The sequence below is a fragment of the Streptomyces sp. NPDC054047 genome (assembly GCF_055585065.1).
This window is the reverse complement of record NZ_JBVJKV010000001.1, coordinates 1402489-1419726: the sequence shown is the minus strand read 5'-3', so window position 1 is coordinate 1419726 and position 17238 is coordinate 1402489. Positions and strand designations below refer to the sequence as shown.

Genomic DNA, 17238 nt, shown 5'->3' with positions numbered 1-17238 from the left:
CTTTGCGTTCGGTGTTGACGTAAACATCGGGCACATTTACGGTCCCTCAACAGACATCAACATGAAACAACAATTGAGGATGTCGGAGAGCACGACCGCTCGCGTCCACCCCCACCTTCGAAGAAGGGACCTTCGATGTTCCGACGCGCCCGCAGACCCTTACTGGCCGCCATCCTGAGCATGCTGTGGCTGGTCGCCGCCGGCTTCCCGGCACATGCCGCGCCGGTCACCGTCACCAACGGGACCCAGTTCACGGACACCACGGGAGCCGGGGTCCACGCCCACGGCGGCGGAGCCGTCAAGGTGGGTGAGTTCTACTACTGGTTCGGCGAGAACCGTCACGCGGACAACACCTTCAAGGCCGTCTCGGTCTACCGCTCCTCCGACCTGAAGACGTGGGAGTTCAGGAAGAACGTCCTGACGCAGGACAGCGACCCGGAGCTCTCCGTCGCCAACATCGAGCGCCCCAAGGTCATCTACAACAGCGAGACCCGCAAGTTCGTCATGTGGATGCACAAGGAGAACGGCAAGGACTACACCGAGTCCCGCACCGCCGTCGCCGTCTCCGACACGGTCGACGGCGACTACAGCTGGAAGGGCAGCTTCCGGCCGCCGAGCGGGACCACGTCCCGTGACATGACGCTGTTCAAGGACGACGACGGCACGGCGTACCAGATCTCGTCCGGCAGCGAGAACGCCGACCTCTTCATCTACCGGCTGACCGACGACTACACGGCCTTCGACAAGGAGGTCGCCAACCCCTGGCCGGGCCACCACCGGGAGTCCCCGGCACTGTTCAAGCGGGACGGGGTCTACTTCATGCTGACCTCGGGAACCAGCGGCTGGTACCCCAACCAGCAGCGGTACGCGACCGCCGACAGCATCACCGGCCCCTGGTCTCAGATGAAGGAGGTCGGCGACGCGACCGCGTACGGCTCCCAGACCGCCTACGTCCTTCCGGTGCAGGGCACTTCGGGCACCTCCTACCTCTACATGGGCGACCGCTGGGGCAACTCCATGGGCGGCACGGTCAACGACTCCCAGTACGTCTGGGCGCCGCTGGCCTTCCCGACCAGGACCACCATGAGCCTGCCGTGGTACCCGCAGATCTCCGTCGACACGGCTGCCGGAACCGTCCGAGGAGTGGGCGGCGGACCCCACTACAGCCTCGCCGCCCGGCACAGCGGCAAGTGCCTGGACGTCTCCGACGACTCCTCCGCCGACGGCGCGGCCGTCGTGCAGTACGCGTGCGACGGCGGTCTCGACCAGCAGTGGCGCCTGGAGGACGCGGGCGACGGATACGTACGGGTCCTGGCGCAGCACAGCGGCAAGTGCCTGGACGTGGCGGACGAGTCCACCGGGGACGGGGCCTTCGTGAACCAGTACCGATGCGGTTCCGGAGCGCATCAGCAGTGGCGCTTCGAGGACCGGGGAGGCGACACCTACCGGCTGGTCTCCCGGCACAGCGGCAAGTGCCTCGATGTGGCGGACGAGTCCACCGGGGACGGGGCCCGGCTCGTGCAATGGACCTGTGGCAACGGTGCGAACCAGCAGTTCCAGCGGTCTGCGGTGTGAGCAGCGTGAGTTCGGGTCTGTGGCCGGTGGTCAGTACCCGACGGTGAAGCGGGTGCGGTGGTGCTTGGGGCGTTCGGCCTCGTCCAGGAGCGCCACCGCCAGGTCCTCCATGGAGATGGCGGAGTTCCCCTCGGCGTCGACGATCAGTTCGTCGGCGCCGAGCCGGTAGGTGCCGGTGCGGACGCCCGGTTCGAGCAGGGCGGACGGGCTCACGTACGTCCAGTCGACGTCGGTGCCGGCGGTGCGGACGGCGTCGAACTGGGCGTTGGAGGCGAGGGCGATGTGACGCCAGGCGGTGGGGACGTAGGCGGGATCATCGATGGCGAGGACGCCTTGCCCGCCCGGCACGGTGAGACTCCCGGCCCCGCCGACGATCAGCAGGCGTACGCCGGTCTTGTCCAGCCCCGCGAGCAACGCCCGGCTGATGGCGGCGTGTTCGGGCTCGCGGCCGGGGGCGGGTCTGGTGGCGTTCACCACGAGGTCCTGCCCGGAGCTCAACTCGGCTACCTGCTCAGGGACTCCGGCGTCGCCGGTGCGGTGGACGGCGGCGGGGTGCAGGGCGGGGAACCGTGCGGCGTCGCGGACGACGGCGGTGACTTCGTGGCCGCGGGCGAGAGCTTCGGTGACGACGCGGCTGCCGACGTTTCCGGCTGCGCCGAGGACGGTGATGCGCATGGGACCTGCTCCTTGTGCGGGACGGATGGCGCGGGGAAGGGGGAGGGAGAGGGGAGCAGGAGGGGCTACGGGTGTCGTCGTGCGGGGCGGCCTTGCCCGACCAGCACGCTCGCGACGACGAGGATCAGCCCGCCCACCTGCCAGAGGGTGAGGGTCTGCCCCAGGAGGAGCAGTCCGGCGAGGGTGGCGACGACGGGGTTGGTGAGCCCGAGGAACGACACGGACGATGCGGGGAGCCGCTCGATGCCGCGGAACCAGAGGGCGTACGCGATGGCGGTGCCGATGATGCCGAGGTAGGCGTATCCGGCGAGGTTGGCGCCGGTGAGGTGACCCGGCAGCCCTTCGAAGGAGAGCGCGATGGGGGCCAACACGATCCCACCGGCGGTGAGTTGCCACCCGGTGAGGGCGAGCAGCGAGACACCCTCCGGCCGCCCCCAGCGCTTGCTGAGCACGACGGCGAGGGCCATGAGGGTGGTGGCGACCAGCATGGCGGCGATCCCCACGGGGTCTACGGACGCGCTGCCGCGCAGGACGAGCAGCCCGACGCCGACGACGCCGACCAGCCCGGCGATCAACGTACGACGGGTGGGCCGCACCTTCAGAACCCCGATCCCGAAGCCGGCGACGACGAGCGGCATGACGGCGCTGACGGTGGAGGCGACGCCGCCGGGCAGGTGGTAGGCCCCGAAGAACAGCAGGGGGAAGAAGGCCCCGAAGTTGAGCAGTCCGAGCACCCCCGCCTTCCACCACCAGTCACCGCTGGGCAGCCGCCGGGTGAGGGCGAGCAGGATGAGCCCGGCGGGCAGCGCGCGCAGGGCCGCGGCGAGCAGGGGGCGGTCCGGGGGCAGGAGTTCGGTGGTGGTGACGTAGGTGGTGCCCCAGGTGGCGGGGCCGATGGCGGCGAGGGCCGCGGCGGCGAGAGCGCGGTTTCGCGGTGCTTGACCGGGGCGGTGTGCGCTGCGGGTCTCGTGTGCCGCGGTGTCTGCCTGAGCCTGCGGGCTGCTGATGGACATGGTGTGCTCCCCCTAGGTTCCCCTGAACGCTGTTATTCTCAACGTTGAGATAAATATGAACCTTGGGTCTACGAACGTCAAGTATCTGAACATTGAGATACTCGACGTTCGCGAACCCGGGGCCTTGAGAGGAGTGCGGGAATGGCTGACCCCGAGGTGGTGGCCGACGCCATCGACGAGCTGCGCGGCCAGTGGCACCGGGAGCGTCCGGACATGGACGCGGCGGGCCTGGACGCGATGGCCCTGGTGGGCCGCATCAAGCGGGCGGACCACCTGCTGAGCAAGGGGATGAAGCCGGTCTTCGCCGAACACGGCCTGGAGTTCGCGGAGTTCGACGTCCTCGCCACGCTGCGGAGGGTGGGCGCCCCGCACGAACTGACGGCGGGCGGCCTCCTGAAGAGCGCGATGGTGACGTCGGGCGCCATCACCAACCGCCTCGACAAGCTGGAACGCAAGGGCTTGATCGAACGCCACCCGGACCCGTCCGATCGCCGGGCGATCAAGGTCCGCCTGACGGAGGCGGGTCTGGGGTTGGTCGACCGCGCGGTCGTCGACCACGTGGCGAACGAGGAGCGAATGCTGGGCTCTCTGTCGGCGGAGGACCGCGAGGCCCTGGACGGGGCATTGCGGAGGCTGTTGGTTTCGCTGGGGGATACGCATCTGGGCTGAGCCCTGCCGCAGTTGCCCAGGGGGCCCGGTGGCTTCGCGGACTCAAAGGGCGAAGAGGGGCCGTGGCTCGTGCCTGTTGGTGAGGGTCGAGCTGCGCTGAGCGATGGATCTGCGCCAACGGCAGCGTTGCGCGGACGCTATGCCCGCCTATGCCCCGCAGGGCGGGACGCCGCCCACCCTGCTCGCGGCGGCCACCCTCACTGCTGCCGCGGTCCTCTCGCTTTCTGCTTGCGGAGGGGGGCGATGGCGACTCCAAGGAGAACGACAAGATCACGGGTGCGGAGTCCGGCGAGAAGAGAGAGTCGCCGACCCTGACAGCATCCGACGACGGTATCGAACGCCGGGGGCCACCTCGGCTGCCTCCTGCTGGTGTCTGTGGCGGTCAGATATGGACGCGTGGGGCGGTCTTGAGGGTGCGTATCAGGGCGTGGAGGCGGTCCGGGGTTGTCGTGAGGATGGTGTCTGGGGTGTCGCTTTCGCGGAGGTGGATTGTGCCGTCCGGGGCTGCGGCTATGTAGACGCAGGAGGAGGCTTCCTGGCTATGGGTCGACTTCTGCCAGCGCAGTTCCGACACTTTGGGCTCCTTCAGATGTCGCGGGCCAGCCGCATGATGTGGTCCCGGGACTTGCCCGGTGCCAGCGCGGCAGCTTCCATGCGGTCCAGGACCAGACGGTAGCGCTCCAACTGCGCCGGCGAATCGATGAGTTCGCCGCCGTGATCGGTATCGATTTGTACGGTGTCGAGTTGCTGGACCGGGCCGTGGAAGTAGTCGATGCCCTGACCGGACGTGTGGAAGGGGCCACTGTTGAACGTGATCACGGCGATGGCTACATGCTCCGCCTCGCTCATCGCGGCCAGGTGATCGAGCTGGTCCCGCGCGGTGGCCCGGTCGCCGAATCGCATACGTAGTGCCGCCTCGTGGATGATCGCGGTGTACGGCGGAGGGTGCTCGCGGTGCAGGACTTCCTGGCGCTTGATGCGGTGCGAGACGCGGTGCTCGATCTCGTGCGGCTTCAGGGGTGGCACGGTCTGGTTGAAGAGGGCTCGTGCGTGGGCCGGAGTCTGAAGCAGTCCGGGAATGTTGATGATCTGCGCCACTCGTAGCGCGACGGCGTGGTGCTCGACCTCGGTGAGGTCGAGCATCCGATGAGAGTGGACCTCGCGGTATTCCTCCCACCATCCGCGCCTGCGGTCGCCTGTCATGGAGGCAAGTGCGTCCACCAGAGCCTCGTCGGCGCAGTCGTAGTGGCGAGCCAGCGTGCGTACGCGCTCGCCGCTGACTCCGTAGCGTCCGGCCTCGATGTTGCTGATGCGCGACTGAGTGGCACCCAACAGCGCGGCTGCCTCGGTGGCTGACAGATCCGCGCGTTCGCGCAGCCTGCGGAGTTCTGTTCCGAGGCGTCGTCGGCGGGCGGTCGGCGGCGGGCTCGTCGACGGCATCAGCGTGCTCCTTGCTCGTACGCGTACTGCAGAGGTAACTCACACGAGTTAACTAGGGCTACAGTCCCTGCTTTCCATGGAATGTAGTCCATGAAGGTGGCTACGGTGTGTCTCACGCCACTCAAGTTCCTTGTCCCGTAAGGCGGAAGCGCACCGCGCCGCACGGCTGCGGCATTGCCACCGCTCATCCGGATCGGCACGTCGAGTGGGACAACCCCCCTCCCTGGGAGGCCTCATGGTCACCGTAGCCCCACCCCAAGGCTGGTCCTACGCCCTTCATCTGCCCCACGATCCGAGAGCGCCCCGCGTTGCCCGCATGACCTTGCGGGCCGCCCTCTCCGGGCACGGCATGTTGGAACTCCTCGATGTCGCCGAGCTGTTGACGTCCGAGATGGTCACCAATGCCTATCGGCACACGAAGGGTCCCGCCTCGCTGCGGCTGCGGTCCGTGCGGGACGGGCGGCTTCGTGTCGGGGTGTGGGACACCAGCCCCTATATCCCTGCTCCCTTCGACAAGCCGCCCGGTGCCTTCGGTGCGCCTGCGCCTGTGTCCATGGAATCCGACAGCGGGCGTGGGCTCTTTCTCGTACGGCAGTGCGCCGACTCGTGGGGCGGGTGGCCGCTCGGGGATCAGCTGTTCGGGAGCGCGGGGAAGCTGCTGTGGTTCGAGGTGGAGGTGCCTGCGGGGTGCGGGGTCGGTGTGGCTGTCTGAGGGAGGGCGGTGGCGGCGGGCAATCTTGGACCCCCGCACGGCTTCGGCCGTCGTATGCGGGGCTTGTGCCTTGGACAGCCCGTGGTGGATGTTGGGGACTGGGCGGGGGCAGGGGGTCTCCGCCGGGCTCTGCGAGGAGTCGAGTCGGACAGCGAGGGGACCCGCACTCATGAGCCAGCCTCCCGGCCAGCCGCCGCAGGACGGATCACAAGACGGACCGCAGGGCGGATCACAGGGCGGACCGCAGGGCGGATCACAGGGCGGACCGCAGGGCGGATTCGGGCCACCGCAGCAGCCTCAGCCGCCCATACCGGGGCCACCCGCTGGGCCTTACGGCGCCCCGCCGACCCCTCCGCAGCCGCCCGCCGATGGGCAGAATCCGTACACGCAGGACCCCTACGCGACGCAGGGACCGCCTCCCGCCCAGCCCCCGCAGGGCCAGCCTCAGCAAGGCGGCCCCTACGGCCAGCCCCCGCAGAGCGGCCCCTACGGTCAGCCGCCCCAGGGCCCGTACGGGACCGCGCCCCAAGCCCCGTACGGAGCAACCCCCTTCGGCCAGCCCGACCCCCAGTACGCCGGCTACCCACCGCCCCCTCCGCCCGGCGGCGGCAGCGGAGGCGGAGGCAAGAACAAGGTCGCCCTCATCGTCGGCTCCGTCGTCGTGGCCGCCGCCCTCGTCGGCGGTGGGATCTTCCTCGCCACCAGTGGCGACAGTGACGACGACCAGAAGCCCAAGGCCGACAAGAGCGTGTCCGCCAGCCCCTCCGCCTCCGACGACCCCTCCGAAGAGGTGCCCTCCGCGGAGCCCTCGGCAGACCCCACCACCGACGACCCCCTCGACGAGCCGACCGAGGACGAGACGGAACGGCCCGCCGGTGACACCGGGTACCAAGGCCAGTGGCAGAACGACGAGGCCAAGACCCTCACCATCGGCGCCAAGCTCACCTCCGGACAGGGCAAGGGCAAGCACTCCGTCTCGTACATCGACGCCGGCGGCGACGGGCTCTGCATGGGGCTCGGGCAGGCGCAGGGCGGCACCGGCTTCCGCATCGCCCTCAAGTGCGGCACCGGAGACGACGAGAAGTACATCTCCGCCGACCTCACCCAGGCCGACGACGAAGTGACCCTCAAGTGGGACAAGGGCGGCGGCACCGACGTCCTCCCGTGGGTCAACGCCGCCTGACCCAGCCGCCCGCCAGAGCCCCTCACCGCCCGCCCCACCGCCAGGTGAGAGCAACGTTCCCCGCCGGTCACCGCGTGCCACAGGGCTGAAACCCGGCCTCCCTACCTTCGGGTCATCAGCCGCAAGCCGTGGAGATGAGGCCTGTCATGTGGATCCAGCGGTGGGACCCGGAGGACGAGAGGTTCTGGAACGAGGAGGGAGGCGAGCGCGTCGCCCGGCGGAACCTGGTGTTCTCGATCCTCTCGGAGCACATCGGGTTCTCCATCTGGACCCTGTGGTCCGTGATGGTGCTCTTCATGGGGCCCGAGTACGGGATCGACCCCGCCGGGAAGTTCTTCCTGGTGTCCATGGCCACCCTGGTGGGAGCCGTCGCCCGCGTCCCCTACACCTTCGCCGTCGCCCGCTTCGGCGGGCGCAACTGGACGATCATCGCGGCCGGCGCGCTCCTCGTGCCCACCATCGCGGCCTTCACCGTGATGGAGCCCGGCACCTCCTACACCACCTTCATGCTCTGCGCCCTCCTCACCGGCGTCGGCGGCGGCAACTTCGCCTCCAGCATGACCAACATCAACTCCTTCTTCCCGCTGCGGAAGAAGGGGTGGGCCCTTGGGCTCAATGCCGGTGGCGGCAACATCGGCGTACCCGTCGTCCAGCTCGCCGGGCTCGCGGTCATCGGGGCCGGGGGCGGGCCCCGCGTGCTCCTGGGGATCTACATCCCCCTCATCTTCGTCTCCGCCCTCTGCGCCGCCCTCTTCATGGACAACCTCGCCACCGTGAAGAACGACACCGGCGCCGCGAAGGAGGCCGTCCGGGACGCCCACACCTGGATCATGGCCTTCCTCTACGTCGGGACCTTCGGGTCCTTCATCGGCTACAGCTTCGCCTTCGGGCTCGTCCTGCAGACCCAGTTCGGGCGTACTCCGCTCCAGGCCGCCGCCGTCACCTTCATCGGGCCGCTGCTCGGCTCACTCATCCGGCCCGTCGGCGGGCGGCTCGCCGACCGGTTCGGCGGGGCCCGCATCACGCTGTGGAACTTCGTCGGGATGGGCGCGGCCACCGCTGTCGTGGTCGTCGCCTCCATGCGCGAGTCGCTCGCCCTCTTCGTCGGCGCCTTCATCGCCCTCTTCGTGCTCACCGGGCTCGGCAACGGGTCCACGTACAAGATGATCCCCGGCATCTTCCAGGCCAAGGCCCTCCAGAAGGGGCTCCAGGGGGAAGCCGCCGCGGCCTACGGGCGGCGGCTCTCCGGTGCCTCGATGGGGCTCATCGGCGCCGTCGGCGCGCTCGGCGGGCTCGGGATCAACCTCGCCTTCCGGCAGTCCTTCCAGACCGTGGGGTCCGGGACCGGCGCCTTCCTGGCCTTCCTGGCCTTCTACGCGGCGTGCTTCTGCGTCACCTGGGCCGTATACCTTCGCCGCCCCGCGCCCGCCCCGGACTCCGGGCAGAGCGCCGACGCGGAGACGAAGCCCCAGCTCACATACGCGGAGGTCTGAGAGAGAGGCGGTCGTAGCCTGGTGTTACACGTACGACATCGTGGTGATCCGGGGTTGTCACGGGCTGTTGGCAAGCTCGTCCAACCCCGGACCACCCATCACGCAGTACTAGCGGGACGAGAGCAGCTGCCATGCACGCGACCCCTCAGAACGGTCAGCAGAAGAACGGTCACCAGAAGAACGGCCACGCACCCCTCGCCGGATTCACCGTCGGCGTCACCGCCGCCCGGCGCGCCGACGAGCTCGGAGCGCTGCTCCAGCGGCGCGGCGCCACCGTCCTGCACGCTCCCGCCCTGCGCATCGTCCCGCTCGCCGACGACAGCGAACTCCTCTCCGCCACCAAGGAGCTCATCGACCACGCGCCCGACATCGTGGTCGCCACCACCGCCATCGGGTTCCGCGGCTGGATCGAGGCCGCCGACGGCTGGGGCTTCGGCGAGGCGCTGCTTCAGTGCCTGCGGGGCGTGGAGCTGCTCGCCCGCGGGCCCAAGGTCAAAGGCGCCATTCGCGCCGCCGGGCTCACCGAGAAGTGGTCGCCCGCATCCGAGTCCATGGCGGAGGTGCTCGACCGGCTGCTCGAAGAAGGCGTCGAGGGCAAGCGCGTCGCGCTCCAGCTGCACGGCGAACCGCTGCCCGGCTTCATCGAGTCGCTGCGCGCCGGGGGAGCGGACGTCGTCGGCGTGCCCGTCTACCGGTGGATGCCGCCCGAGGACCTCGCCCCCGTCGACCGGCTCCTTGACGCCACCGTCGCGCGCGCCGTCGACGCCCTGACCTTCACCAGCGCGCCCGCCGCCGCGTCCTTCCTGGCCCGCGCCGAGGACCGCGGCATGTCGATCGAGCTCTTCGCCGCCCTTCAGCACGACGTCCTGTCCGCCTGCGTGGGCCCGGTCACCGCGCTGCCGCTGCAGGCCCGCGGCGTCGAGACGGTGCAGCCCGAACGCTTCCGGCTCGGCCCCCTCGTACAGATCCTGTGCCAGGAACTGCCCTCCCGCGCCCGTACGTTGCCCATAGCGGGCCACCGCGTCGAGATCCGCGGTCACGCCGTCCTGGTCGACGACGAGCTGCGGCCCGTGCCGCCCGCGGGCATGTCGCTGCTTCGGGCGCTCGCGCGGCGCCCGGGGTGGGTGGTCTCCCGCGCCGAACTGCTGCGCGCGCTGCCCGGCTCGGGGCGCGACGAGCACGCCGTGGAGACGGCGATGGCCCGGCTGCGTACGGCACTTGGCGCGCCCAAGCTCGTCCAGACGGTCGTCAAGCGGGGCTACCGGCTCGCGCTTGATCCGGCCGCCGGGTCCAAGTACTCCGACTGACGGGCCCCGTTGCCCCGGCCGAGGAGCACAAGGGCCCGCGCGAGCAGGCCGATCGCGACGGTGGAGACCAGGGCGCGTACGACGTTCCAGGCCAGCCACGCGTCCTCGAACTGCTCGCGCACGGCGGCCGGATCGGCGATCTTCGCCGGGTCGCCCGCGTCCGCCAGCTCCTCGTTCAGGGGCACGTTCACGACCGACGTGACCGCGAAGGCCACGAGGTAGAGGACGAGCGCCGCGAGCACCCACCGGTACGAGCTCGTGCCGCGCAGCTGCCACGCGGAGACCGCCGTGAGGACCAGCGCCCCGAAGAAGCTCGCGAAGAAGACCGGGTTGTTGAACGCGTCGTTCATGTTCTGCATGACCTCGATGAAGACGCGGTCGTCGCTGCGGCCCAGGCCGGGCATGACGCCGCAGGAGAAGATGTAGAAGGTTCCGGAGATCAGGCCCATGGCGACGACGGCCGCCCCCAGTACGGCCCCGGCGCTGCCCTGCCTCCGCTGGTTCGTCACTCGGTTCTCTCTCATGGGACCGAGTCAACCGGCCGGACGGGCGCCCGACCATGGTTCCGAAGCGCGCCCCCATAAGCATGCGTCTCACGCCTGCACGGTGGCAGGGGTTCCGCACCCGCCCGAGGCGAGGCACTGTAAGGGGGAGCACTCACCGGTAACCCCACAAGGCGGTGACAGGCGCATGGCACTGGGCATGGACCCGGCCACGTACGAGCTGCGATTCGACTCCGGGCGGAGCTGTCTGGATCTCGTGGCGACGAACCATCCCGTGGAACGGCTCGACTCCGTGGACCGGCTGCGTGCCTGGCTCGCGGGCGCCGGGCTCATCCCGGATCACACCGCCCTGCCGGGGGCGGGACCGGTCTGGCTCGTGGCCTTCCGCGAACTGCGGGGCCACATCGGCCAGTTGGTCCTCGCCGAACTCGAAGGGCGGTCCGCGGACACCGCGTTGGCCAGGGTCAACGTCCTCGCCGCGACGCCGCCGCCGGCCCCGCGCGCCGTCCGGCACCCCGACGGCAGCCTGGTCCGCGCCCTGGACGGCCACCCCCGGTGCGCGGCCCTGCTCGCCGCCGTCGCCCGTGACGCCGTCGACCTGCTCACCGACCCCGCGGCGCGCGCCCTGCTGCGCCAGTGCGAGGGCGACAACTGCCCCATCGTGTACCTGGACACGTCCCGCGGGCGCCGCCGCCGCTGGTGCTCCAGTGAGGTGTGCGGCAACCGTGAGCGGGTGGCCAGACACCGGCGGCGGGCGGCGCTCGCGCGGGCCTGAAGCGGGCCCGGCGCCGCCCGGCGGGAAGCCGCGGAAAAACTCGTGTGATCTCCGTTGAACACAGCTCCGGTCACCTACGTAAGTCCGGGTGAACAGCCGACAGGGCTACGACAGCCGACAGGGCGAAGCCCGACGAAGAGCGGACACCGGAGGCAGACGTGCGCAAGGATTCCGCCGTGGCCGATGAGCGCCCGCAGGAACGCCCGCACCGACATCGCCTGGTCCCCCGACGCAACGGACCGGACGAGGAGTTGATGCGCGCCCTCTACCGCGAGCACGCGGGTCCACTTCTGGCCTATGTGCTCCGCCTTGTGGCGGGCGACCGGCAGCGCGCCGAAGATGTCGTACAGGAAACGCTCATCCGTGCCTGGAAGAACGCCGGTCAGCTCAATCGTGCGACCGGTTCGGTACGCCCCTGGCTGGTGACGGTCGCCCGGCGCATCGTCATCGACGGCCACCGCAGTCGGCAGGCCCGGCCGCAGGAGGTCGATCCGTCGCCGCTGGAGGTCATCCCCGCGGAGGACGAGATCGATAAGGCGCTGTGGCTGATGACTCTCTCGGACGCGCTCGACGACCTGACTCCCGCGCACCGGGAGGTACTTGTCGAGACCTACTTCAAAGGGCGTACGGTCAATGAGGCGGCCGAGACGTTGGGTATACCCAGTGGGACGGTGCGTTCGCGGGTCTTCTACGCGCTTCGCTCGATGAAGCTTGCGCTCGAGGAGCGGGGGGTGACGGCATGAACGAGTCCTACGGACATGACGCGCGTGGCCATGCGGAGGCCGGCGACGTGCACGAGACCGTCGGCGCCTACGCCCTCGGCATCCTCGACGACGCGGAGGCGACGGCCTTCGAGGCCCATCTGGCGGGCTGCGCCTACTGCGCGCACCAGCTGGAGGAGTTCTCCGGCATGGAGCCGATGCTGGCCGCGCTCGCGGACTTCCCGGGCGCGCGCGGTGTGCGTCCCGTACCGGAGATCGGCGAGCAGCTCGCCGCGCGGCCGAGCCCGCGCCTGGCGGACCGGCTGGTGGACGAGGTCTCCGTGAAGCGCGCACAGAAGCGCCGGCGCGGCATGTACATGGTGGCCGCCGCGGCGGCACTGATCGTCGGCGGGCCGCTGACGGTCCTCGCGGTGAGCGACGACGGCGGTACGACGGACGTGGCGGGCGAGCCGCACCCCACGAGCCCCGCCGAGGACGCCTTCTTCAACCACATGGACGACAAGATCAAGGCCACGGACCCGAAGACCAAGGTCAGCGCCACGGTCGGCACGGAGAAGAAGGCCTGGGGCACGCACGCGGTCCTGGAGCTGAAGAACGTGAAGGGCCCGCTCAAGTGCTCCCTGGTCGCGGTCGGCAAGGACGGCGAGAAGGAGACGGTGACCACCTGGTCCGTCCCGAAGTGGGGTTACGGCATCGAGGACAGCCCGAACAAATGGGCGCGCGGTCCGCTGTACGTCCACGGGGGCGCCGCGATGGACCGCAACGACATCGACCACTTCGAGGTGACCACGTTCGACGGTGATCGCCTGGTGGAGGTGGACGCGTAAGACAAGTGCACACAGGGGTCCCCTTTCGCGTACGGTAGACGGCTGCTCAATAGGGCAGCTGCACGTCCGGAAAGGGGCCTCGGTGGCCGACGTACGCGACCGTGAGATCAGCGTCGAACAAGAACATCTCGACCAGGTCTACCGGCGTCTCGAGGAGAAGATCCACGAGGCCGAGTTCCTCATGACCGACGCGGCCAAGCGCTCCCAGGTCGGCACGCCTGGTGCGCTCGCCGAGCGGGACGCGCAGGTGTTCCGCGCGGGAGTACATCTCAACCGGCTCAACAGCGAGTTCGAGGACTTCCTCTTCGGACGGATCGACCTGCTGCTGGGCAAGGACGGCAAGAAGGGCCCGGACGGGGCCTACACATCGGTCGAACCGGCCGAGGACGCGGTGAGCGAGAACAACACCGCCGAGATCGCCGAGACCCTGCACATCGGCCGCATCGGCGTCCTGGACGCGGACTACTCCCCGCTGGTGATCGACTGGCGGGCCCCGGCCGCGGCGCCCTTCTACCGTTCGACGCCGGTCGACCCGGGCCGTGTCGTGCGCCGCCGGGTCATCCGCTCCAAGGGCCGCAAGGTCCTGGGCGTCGAGGACGACCTGATGCGCCCGGAGCTCACGGCGACCCTGGACGGCGAGAGCCTGCCGGTCATCGGCGACGGCGCCCTGATGGCGGCGCTCGGCCAGGCCCGCAGCCACACGATGCGGGACATCGTGGCGTCGATCCAGGCCGAACAGGACATGGTGATCCGGGCCCCCGCCGCCTCGGTGACGTACGTCGAGGGCGGACCCGGCACCGGCAAGACCGCCGTGGCCCTGCACCGCGCGGCCTACCTCCTCTACCAGGACCGCAGGCGGTACGCGGGCGGCATCCTCATCGTCTCCCCGACCCCGCTGCTCGTGGCCTACACGGAGGGCGTGCTGCCCTCGCTGGGCGAGGAGGGGCAGGTCGCGATCCGCGCGGTGGGTGCGCTGGCCGACGACGCGGCGGGCGCGGTGGAGGCCACGGTCTACGACTCTCCCGCGGTGGCGCGGGTCAAGGGCTCGTCCCGGATGCTGCACGTCCTGCGCAAGGCCGCGCGGGGCGCGCTGGAGAGCGGCACCGCCGCGGTGCGGGCCGCCTCGCAGGAGGGCCAGCTGTCCTTCGGCGAGGAGGAGGACGAGGACGCGCCCCAGGCCCCCGCACCGACGCCCACACGGCTGCGTGTGGTCGCCTTCGGGCGCCGCCTGGAGCTGGAGGCCGACGCGCTGGGCCGCATCCGCCGCAACGCGCTCAGCGGCACGGCTCCCGTCAACCTGCTGCGCCCGCGCGCCCGGAAGCTTCTCCTGGACGCCCTGTGGTCGCAGTCCGGCTCCGCGGGCCGGCACAGCGACCCGGAGCTCGCCGCCGAGCTGCGCTCGTCGTTCGACGAGGACATCACATCCGAGGACGACTTCATCCGCTTCCTGGACGCCTGGTGGCCCGAACTCACCCCGCGCGCCGTGCTCTCGGCGATGGGCGACGAGCGCCGCCTGGGCCGCTGGGCGCGCCGCGTCCTGAACCCGGGCGAGGTCCGCAAGGTCGCCCGCTCCCTCAAGCGCGACGCCCTGTCCGTGCACGACGTGGCGCTCATCGACGAGCTCCAGTCGATCCTCGGTACGCCGCCCAGGCCCCGCAAGAAGAAGGACCTGGACCCCCTCGACCTGCTCACCGGGCTCGACGAACTGATGCCGCAGCGCGAGGAGTCCCAGCGCGAGCGCGCCGAGCGGCTCGCGGCGGAGCGCACCGAGTACGCGCACGTCATCGTCGACGAGGCGCAGGACCTGACCCCCATGCAGTGGCGCATGGTCGGCCGCAGGGGCCGGCACGCCACGTGGACGATCGTCGGCGACCCCGCGCAGTCCTCCTGGTCCGACCCGGACGAGGCGGCCGCCGCCCGCGACGAGGCGCTCGGCTCCCGCCCGCGCCGCCGCTTCACCCTCACCGTCAACTACCGCAACCCGGCCGAGATCGCCGATCTCGCCGCCAAGGTGCTCGCGCTCGCGATGCCGGGCTCCGAGTCGCCGTCGGCCGTCCGGTCCACGGGAGTCGAGCCCCGCTTCGCCGTCGTGCGCGACAAGGACCTCGGCGCCTCGGCGCGCGAGGAGGCGGCGCGGCTGCTCGACCAGGTGGACGGCACCGTCGGCGTCGTCGTGGCGATGAACCGCCGCGAGCAGGCGGCCCGCTGGCTGGAGGGACTGGGCGACCGCGTGGTGGCCCTCGGCAGCCTGGAGGCCAAGGGCCTGGAGTACGACGCCACGGTGGTCGTGTCGCCCGCGGAGATCGCGGACGAGTCGCCCGCGGGCCTGCGGGTCCTGTACGTGGCGCTGACCAGGGCGACGCAGCAGCTGACGGTCCTGTCCGGCGAGCGCGACGACCCGGACGGGGAAGGGGTGCCGGACCTGCTCCGCGAATGACTTTGCGGGACGGGAATTGCCTTGCGGGGATCGTTTGTTACCGTTGATGTGGCACCGGCTCGATCCAAGCCCCCGGGCCCAACCTTCGTCGCTACGAGCGACCACTTGCCGCGAGGCGAGCATGGCGGGTCGGTGTCATTAACGTAGGGAGAGGCCCTCGTCACCACGTGACGAGGGCCTCTTTCCGTTTCCCCCTACCGAGGGCCTTCAACTTCTCGTATGGTGGAAACAAGTTTCCGAAAAAGCGGTGAACGAAACGTTCGCAATCCGAGGCGGCTACCACGTACTGAGTGGTAGGTGCGACGATCGGACGGCAAGAGCAACACGGTGAAAGCAGAGGAAGTCGGCCATGGCAACGGCGCCCAGCGTCTCCTACTCGAACACGGTCCGGTTGGAGGTGCCCGCGAGCGGCACCGCGGTCTCCCAGATCACCACGGCCGTCGAGTCCCACGGAGGCTCGGTGACCGGCCTCGACGTCACGGCTTCCGGGCATGAGGCGCTCCGGATCGACGTCACGATCGCGGCGACCTCCACGACGCACGGCGACGAGATCGTCGCGCAGCTGCGCACCATCGAGGGCGTCACCGTCGGCAAGGTCTCCGACCGTACGTTCCTGATGCACCTCGGCGGCAAGATCGAGATGGCGTCCAAGCACCCCATCCGCAACCGCGACGACCTCTCCATGATCTACACCCCGGGCGTGGCCCGCGTGTGCATGGCGATCGCCGAGAACCCCGAGGACGCGCGCCGCCTCACCATCAAGCGCAACTCCGTTGCGGTCGTAACGGACGGCTCGGCCGTCCTGGGGCTCGGGAACATCGGCCCGAAGGCCGCGCTGCCCGTCATGGAGGGCAAGGCGGCCCTCTTCAAGCGCTTCGCGGGGATCGACGCCTGGCCGCTGTGCCTGGACACCCAGGACACGGACGCGATCGTCGAGATCGTGAAGGCGATCGCCCCCGGCTTCGCGGGCATCAACCTCGAGGACATCTCGGCGCCGCGCTGCTTCGAGATCGAGGCGCGCCTGCGCGAGGCCCTCGACATCCCCGTCTTCCACGACGACCAGCACGGCACCGCGATCGTCGTGCTCGCCGCGCTGACCAACGCACTTCGCGTGGTGGACAAGGGCATTGGTGACGTACGGGTCGTCATGTCCGGTGCGGGCGCGGCCGGTACGGCCATCCTCAAGCTGCTCATCGCGGCGGGCGTCAAGCACGCCGTCGTCGCCGACATCCACGGTGTCGTGCACGCGGACCGCGAGGACCTCGTGGACGCCGCGCCCGACTCGCCGCTGCGCTGGATCGCCGACAACACCAACCCCGAGGGCGCCCGCGGCACCCTCAAGGAAGCGGTCGTCGGCGCCGACGTCTTCATCGGCGTGTCGGCTCCGAACGTGCTGAACGCCGACGACGTCGCGGCCATGGCCGAAGGCGCCATCGTGTTCGCGCTCGCGAACCCGGACCCCGAGGTCGACCCCGCGATCGCCCGCCAGACGGCGGCAGTTGTGGCCACCGGCCGCTCGGACTTCCCGAACCAGATCAACAACGTCCTGGTCTTCCCCGGCGTCTTCCGCGGTCTGCTCGACGCCCAGTCGCGCACCGTCAACACGGAGATGATGCTGGCGGCGGCGGGCGCCCTCGCGGACGTCGTCGCCGAGGACGAGCTCAACCCGAACTACATCATCCCCAGCGTCTTCAACGACAAGGTCGCGGGCGCGGTCGCCGATGCGGTGCGCACCGCGGCGAAGGCGGCTGGGGTGGCTGTGACAGGCGCCACGGCCCAGTAGTACGGCGCGTCGCGGAACGCAGGGGTCCTCAAGGCCCTCTAGGGTGGCGTGGAAGCGCGCCCCCGACTGCCACCTTCAGGGGGCGGTGAAGCTTTTCGTGTGACCCCCCGGGGCCCCGGATTGG

At 70.2% G+C, this 17238-nt stretch carries 16 protein-coding genes; 11 read left to right on the top strand and 5 right to left on the bottom strand.

Going from position 1 to position 17238, the window contains the following annotated elements; translation table 11 throughout:
• Positions 1 to 135: 135 nt before the first annotated feature.
• Positions 136 to 1575 (top strand): RICIN domain-containing protein, encoded by a 1440-nt coding sequence (locus ACZ6ZP_RS06425; protein WP_366462232.1) that lies wholly within the window; start codon positions 136 to 138, stop codon positions 1573 to 1575.
• A gap of 30 nt (positions 1576 to 1605) precedes the next feature.
• On the opposite strand, the gene ACZ6ZP_RS06420 is transcribed toward ACZ6ZP_RS06425, so the two are convergent.
• Together ACZ6ZP_RS06420 and ACZ6ZP_RS06415 are read right to left on the bottom strand one after the other, a co-directional pair.
• Complete coding sequence (locus ACZ6ZP_RS06420; RefSeq protein WP_351171012.1) at positions 1606 to 2250, bottom strand: NAD(P)-dependent oxidoreductase; 645 nt, start codon at positions 2248 to 2250, stop codon at positions 1606 to 1608.
• A 65-nt stretch (positions 2251 to 2315) separates the two neighbouring features.
• On the bottom strand, positions 2316 to 3263 hold the full coding sequence (locus ACZ6ZP_RS06415) for an EamA family transporter (RefSeq protein ID WP_469405706.1): 948 nt from the start codon (positions 3261 to 3263) through the stop codon (positions 2316 to 2318).
• A 141-nt stretch (positions 3264 to 3404) separates the two neighbouring features.
• Here ACZ6ZP_RS06415 and ACZ6ZP_RS06410 point away from each other — a divergent pair, with 141 nt between their 5' ends.
• Positions 3405 to 3932: a MarR family winged helix-turn-helix transcriptional regulator gene (locus tag ACZ6ZP_RS06410; protein WP_351171018.1), complete on the top strand. Its 528-nt coding sequence runs from the start codon at positions 3405 to 3407 to the stop codon at positions 3930 to 3932.
• A 382-nt stretch (positions 3933 to 4314) separates the two neighbouring features.
• On the opposite strand, the gene ACZ6ZP_RS06405 is transcribed toward ACZ6ZP_RS06410, so the two are convergent.
• Together ACZ6ZP_RS06405 and ACZ6ZP_RS06400 are read right to left on the bottom strand one after the other, a co-directional pair.
• Positions 4315 to 4506 carry a DUF397 domain-containing protein gene (locus ACZ6ZP_RS06405; RefSeq protein ID WP_366462228.1) on the bottom strand — a complete coding sequence of 64 codons (192 nt, stop codon included), beginning with the start codon at positions 4504 to 4506 and terminating at the stop codon, positions 4315 to 4317.
• 11 nt (positions 4507 to 4517) lie between these two features.
• Positions 4518 to 5372, bottom strand: a complete 855-nt coding sequence (locus ACZ6ZP_RS06400; RefSeq protein ID WP_469405704.1) for a helix-turn-helix domain-containing protein — start codon at positions 5370 to 5372, stop codon at positions 4518 to 4520.
• Positions 5373 to 5607: 235 nt separating this feature from the next.
• Here ACZ6ZP_RS06400 and ACZ6ZP_RS06395 point away from each other — a divergent pair, with 235 nt between their 5' ends.
• The 4 genes from ACZ6ZP_RS06395 (at position 5608) to ACZ6ZP_RS06380 (ending at position 10067) form a co-directional block, all read left to right on the top strand.
• The gene (locus tag ACZ6ZP_RS06395) at positions 5608 to 6084 is read left to right on the top strand and encodes an ATP-binding protein (RefSeq protein WP_366462227.1); all 477 of its coding nucleotides are present in this window, start codon (positions 5608 to 5610) and stop codon (positions 6082 to 6084) included.
• Positions 6085 to 6253: 169 nt separating this feature from the next.
• Positions 6254 to 7267 (top strand): hypothetical protein, encoded by a 1014-nt coding sequence (locus ACZ6ZP_RS06390; protein WP_469405702.1) that lies wholly within the window; start codon positions 6254 to 6256, stop codon positions 7265 to 7267.
• Positions 7268 to 7413: 146 nt separating this feature from the next.
• Positions 7414 to 8760 carry a nitrate/nitrite transporter gene (locus ACZ6ZP_RS06385; RefSeq protein ID WP_351171046.1) on the top strand — a complete coding sequence of 449 codons (1347 nt, stop codon included), beginning with the start codon at positions 7414 to 7416 and terminating at the stop codon, positions 8758 to 8760.
• Between the two features lie 131 nt (positions 8761 to 8891).
• Complete coding sequence (locus ACZ6ZP_RS06380; protein WP_469405701.1) at positions 8892 to 10067, top strand: uroporphyrinogen-III synthase; 1176 nt, start codon at positions 8892 to 8894, stop codon at positions 10065 to 10067.
• Here the strand turns inward: ACZ6ZP_RS06380 and ACZ6ZP_RS06375 are convergent.
• The gene (locus tag ACZ6ZP_RS06375) at positions 10019 to 10591 is read right to left on the bottom strand and encodes an anthrone oxygenase family protein (RefSeq protein ID WP_469405699.1); all 573 of its coding nucleotides are present in this window, start codon (positions 10589 to 10591) and stop codon (positions 10019 to 10021) included. The genes ACZ6ZP_RS06380 and ACZ6ZP_RS06375 overlap by 49 nt on opposite strands.
• A 166-nt stretch (positions 10592 to 10757) precedes the next feature.
• Between ACZ6ZP_RS06375 and ACZ6ZP_RS06370 the strand changes: the two genes are divergently transcribed.
• From ACZ6ZP_RS06370 to ACZ6ZP_RS06350, 5 genes are all read left to right on the top strand, one after another.
• On the top strand, positions 10758 to 11345 hold the full coding sequence (locus ACZ6ZP_RS06370; RefSeq protein ID WP_351171055.1) for a CGNR zinc finger domain-containing protein: 588 nt from the start codon (positions 10758 to 10760) through the stop codon (positions 11343 to 11345).
• Positions 11346 to 11503: 158 nt separating this feature from the next.
• The gene (locus tag ACZ6ZP_RS06365; protein WP_351171058.1) at positions 11504 to 12088 is read left to right on the top strand and encodes a sigma-70 family RNA polymerase sigma factor; all 585 of its coding nucleotides are present in this window, start codon (positions 11504 to 11506) and stop codon (positions 12086 to 12088) included.
• A complete protein-coding gene (locus ACZ6ZP_RS06360) occupies positions 12085 to 12894 on the top strand; it encodes an anti-sigma factor family protein (protein ID WP_351171061.1) in 810 nt (269 codons plus the stop codon). The genes ACZ6ZP_RS06365 and ACZ6ZP_RS06360 overlap by 4 nt, the downstream gene beginning before the upstream one ends.
• Before the next feature lie 82 nt (positions 12895 to 12976).
• A complete protein-coding gene (locus ACZ6ZP_RS06355) occupies positions 12977 to 15331 on the top strand; it encodes a HelD family protein (protein ID WP_351171064.1) in 2355 nt (784 codons plus the stop codon).
• A gap of 349 nt (positions 15332 to 15680) precedes the next feature.
• Complete coding sequence (locus ACZ6ZP_RS06350) at positions 15681 to 17114, top strand: NAD-dependent malic enzyme (RefSeq protein ID WP_469405696.1); 1434 nt, start codon at positions 15681 to 15683, stop codon at positions 17112 to 17114.
• The last annotated feature ends 124 nt before the right edge of the window (positions 17115 to 17238 follow it).